We start from the raw sequence: 3,322 nt of genomic DNA on the forward strand, positions 1-3,322 counted from the left end.
GACCCTAACAAGGTTTGCACATTGGGAATTGGATATTTACAGGATGGCATACGCTGGGAACCAAGCTATGTTTTATCGGTAACTGGCGGAAACGCTAAATTGACCTTACGCGCATCAATGACGAATACGACAGAGAACCTTGATAAGAGCGATGTTTTATTCGTGGTAGGTTCGCCTTTTGTTGCAAACCGAGGGCTTCAGGATATGATCGCCTTCATGCCCGCATCAGCGCAGGCAGGGGCAGCGATTGCCGAGAACGACTTACAGCCGGGACGTCCAGAGGAACGTAAGCGTGAGCTTGAGCCTAAGTCAGAGAGTACTGTAAAAATGGCTTCAGTAACTGGGGATGAGGTTGGCGAGCTTTATTTCTATAAGAAGGACGACTTGAGCCTTGCTACAAACGATGTGGCGATGGTGTCTATCTTCGATATGACCGTGCCTGTGACCCCTCAGTTCGAATGGAATGCTGATGGAGATGAAGTTGCCTATTTATTAAGCCTCAAAAACAGCAGCGACCAGCCTCTGACAACCGGGCCGGTGTTTGTTGTTGAAGATGGCCGAGCGGTTGGGCAAGAGATGATCCGTTACACTCCTGCTGGTTCAAGCGCAGAGGTTCGATTGTCGCGAGGTATCGGTTTGCGAGTTGAGCGAACTGAAGCTGAGGTTAAGCGCGGCAGCCCTGTCAAGATCGGCAAGACAGATTTCATTCCTGTCACACTCAAAGGCACTTTGACTATCACGAACTTCCGCAAAGAGGTCTCACCCGTTAAGGTCACAAAAACGGTTCGCGGGCGAGTTGTGAGCAAGTCGGATGAGGGCGCATTGAAGCAGACCCAAGTCCTGACCGGCGATCCTAACCCGATTAACGATTTGGAATGGAACGTGAAAATCGCTCCAGGCCAGGTAAAGATTATTACCTACACAATCGAAATGTTCATGTCCGCCGAACGCGCCGGATCTCCCCCTGTTCCAGGTGGTTTTGAAGGGTTATTCGGGGAGTAGAGCGAGAGGGCGAAAGGCGAATCGTAAAGTAGTGCGTATTGCGTAGTTCGTATTCGGGATTCCGGAAATACGTAATACGCACAACGCAATAAAAGTTGAGCGGATTGGGATGAAAAAAGTTTGGATTGCAATTCTTTGTTTGGTATTGGCGATTTTCGCTTGGGCGAAGGCGGGGGAGAAACCGCGGGCGCGGGCGGCATTTGCCGAGTTTCAGAACAGGTATTCGACAACGGCGCCAGCTAAGGGAAACCTAACGGCATGGTTCCAGGCAAGACAAATCCCCTATTGGCAAACCAAAGAGGGATCTACACTTGTTTGGGAAGATATAGGGCCGGATGTCTTAAAAGATGGATGGCATGGAGCCGATAACGCCGGCCGTATGTGCGATATTGTGGTTGACCCCCGTGACCCTCGTGTAATCTATGCCGCAGCGGCATCAGGAGGGCTTTGGAAGAGCGTTGATGACGCCAAGACATGGAAGCCTATTGCCGATCACCAGGCCTCGCTCTCGTATGGGGCGTTGTTAATCGACCCGTTCAACCCGGATGTCATTTATGCGGGTACTGGCGAGCCGCATTATAGCCTCGATAGTTATCATGGCGCAGGAATGCTTCGTTCGAGGGATGCCGGCAAGAGTTGGGAGCTTCTTGGAAGCGATATTTTTCTGGGTGGGCATTTCTCTCGAATTGTGGCTAACCCGAAACGGCCTGGTCTGATTTATGCCGCGACTTCGCGGGGTGTGTACCGAAGCGCTGATGCGGGCGGGACATGGGTTAAGCTGCTCGACGGATGCGCCACCGATATCGTCATTAATCGTCAGAACCCTAATTCGTTGATCGCCTTGCTTGCACATATGTCAGGAGACTCACGAAATGGCTTGTATGCCAGCACGGATGCAGGCAACTCATGGAAGAAGCTTACGGCAGATGTTCCTTCTGATGGCCTCAAACTAGGCCGGTCTCAGATGGGCCAGTGCTGGTCACAGCCGCAGGTGATCTATGCGGCCATGTATGCGGTCAGCCAGTCCCTCATCGGCCTTTATCGTTCGAACGATTTTGGGAAGACTTGGACAAGGTTGCCAAACTGCCCCCCCTATTGTGGCGGTGCCGCCTGGTACGACAATTATGTCGGCGTGCATCCGACCAATCCTAATATAGTTTTTGTCGCCGGCAACACTACATTCCGCTCGATGGACGGCGGCGAAACTTGGACTGACTGCACTCGAAGTTGGAACATTGGCACTGTTCATCCAGACCACCATGCGTTTGGCTTTGACCTGCGCAATCCCCCGAGGCTTTATCTCTGCACTGACGGTGGAATCTTCCGAACAATAGATAATGGCGATACGTGGGAGGCAGTGAATACAGGGGTGGGAACGCTTCAGTTTGTTGCTGTTGATGTACATCCTACGGATAAAAATATCGCTTACGGCGGCGCTCAGGATAACGGCACGAGTACTCGTTTTGATTCCAACGCATGGGTAAATATCATCGGCGGCGATGGCGGCACTACTCTTGTGAACTGGAAGAACCCGAACATCGTCTATAGCGAATACATCGGCTTATTGATAATAAAGTCTATCGATGGCGGCAAGAGCTATCAGTGGGAGAAGACTAAGGGGTTGGACATGGAGGGCGCACTGTTTTATGCGCCATTCAATCTCGATCCAAATGATCCCGATATATTAGTGGCCGGTTCAAGGAGGGTCTCACGCAGCACAAACGGGGCCGAATCATGGGAGCCGATTAGCCCACCATTAGGCGGCTCAGTCTCAGCCGTGTCTGTTGCACCGGGAAATAGCAAGGTTATCTATGCCGGAACCACCACAGGAAAAGTATGGGTGACCCCAAACACCGGCAAAAATTGGTATGACATAACAAAAGGCTTGCCCAGGGGGTATGTGTCGTATGTGTGTATCGATCCTCGCAGCCCTAGAACAATATATGTCTCGTTAATGGGCTGGAGCCAACAACGAATATGGAAGAGCACTGATGCGGGTGGCACTTGGAAGGATGTAAGCGGCGATCTCCCTGGTATGCCTATCCGAATGATTGCTATTAACCCAAGAAAGCCCAATACCGTTTATATCGCCACTGAGATCGGGGTTTTTGTTTCAGAAACAGGCGGCGGTAACTGGATGCGTTTAGGCCGCGGCCTTCCCTCCCTACCCATCTTCACAATCATGGTAAACACCACCACCAACTACATCACCGTAGCCACCCACGGCCGAGGCGCTTGGCGTTTGCCGATAGCGGATTAGGCTAAAGTCAGTGTCAGATTTCCCCCTTTCCAAGGGGGACTCCGGAACCCTTCGATATGG

2 protein-coding genes are annotated in these 3,322 nt (G+C 51.7%); both read left to right on the top strand.

Annotated elements, in window-relative coordinates; translation table 11 throughout:
- Positions 1–1,002 (top strand): hypothetical protein (locus tag WCO51_11395; GenBank protein ID MEI6513858.1); only part of this gene is annotated, 1,002 nt, incomplete at its 5' end.
- 109 nt (positions 1,003–1,111) lie between these two features.
- The gene (locus WCO51_11400) at positions 1,112–3,262 is read left to right on the top strand and encodes a hypothetical protein (protein ID MEI6513859.1); all 2,151 of its coding nucleotides are present in this window, start codon (positions 1,112–1,114) and stop codon (positions 3,260–3,262) included.
- Positions 3,263–3,322 lie beyond the last annotated feature (60 nt).

It is taken from the genome of bacterium (assembly GCA_037131655.1).
Taxonomy (GTDB): domain Bacteria; phylum Armatimonadota; class Fimbriimonadia; order Fimbriimonadales; family JBAXQP01; genus JBAXQP01.

Coding starts and splice junctions, on each gene's coding strand:
- WCO51_11400 (MEI6513859.1), top strand. CDS start 1,112: ATGAAAAAAGTTTGGATTGCAATTCTTTGTTTGGTATTGGCGATTTTC.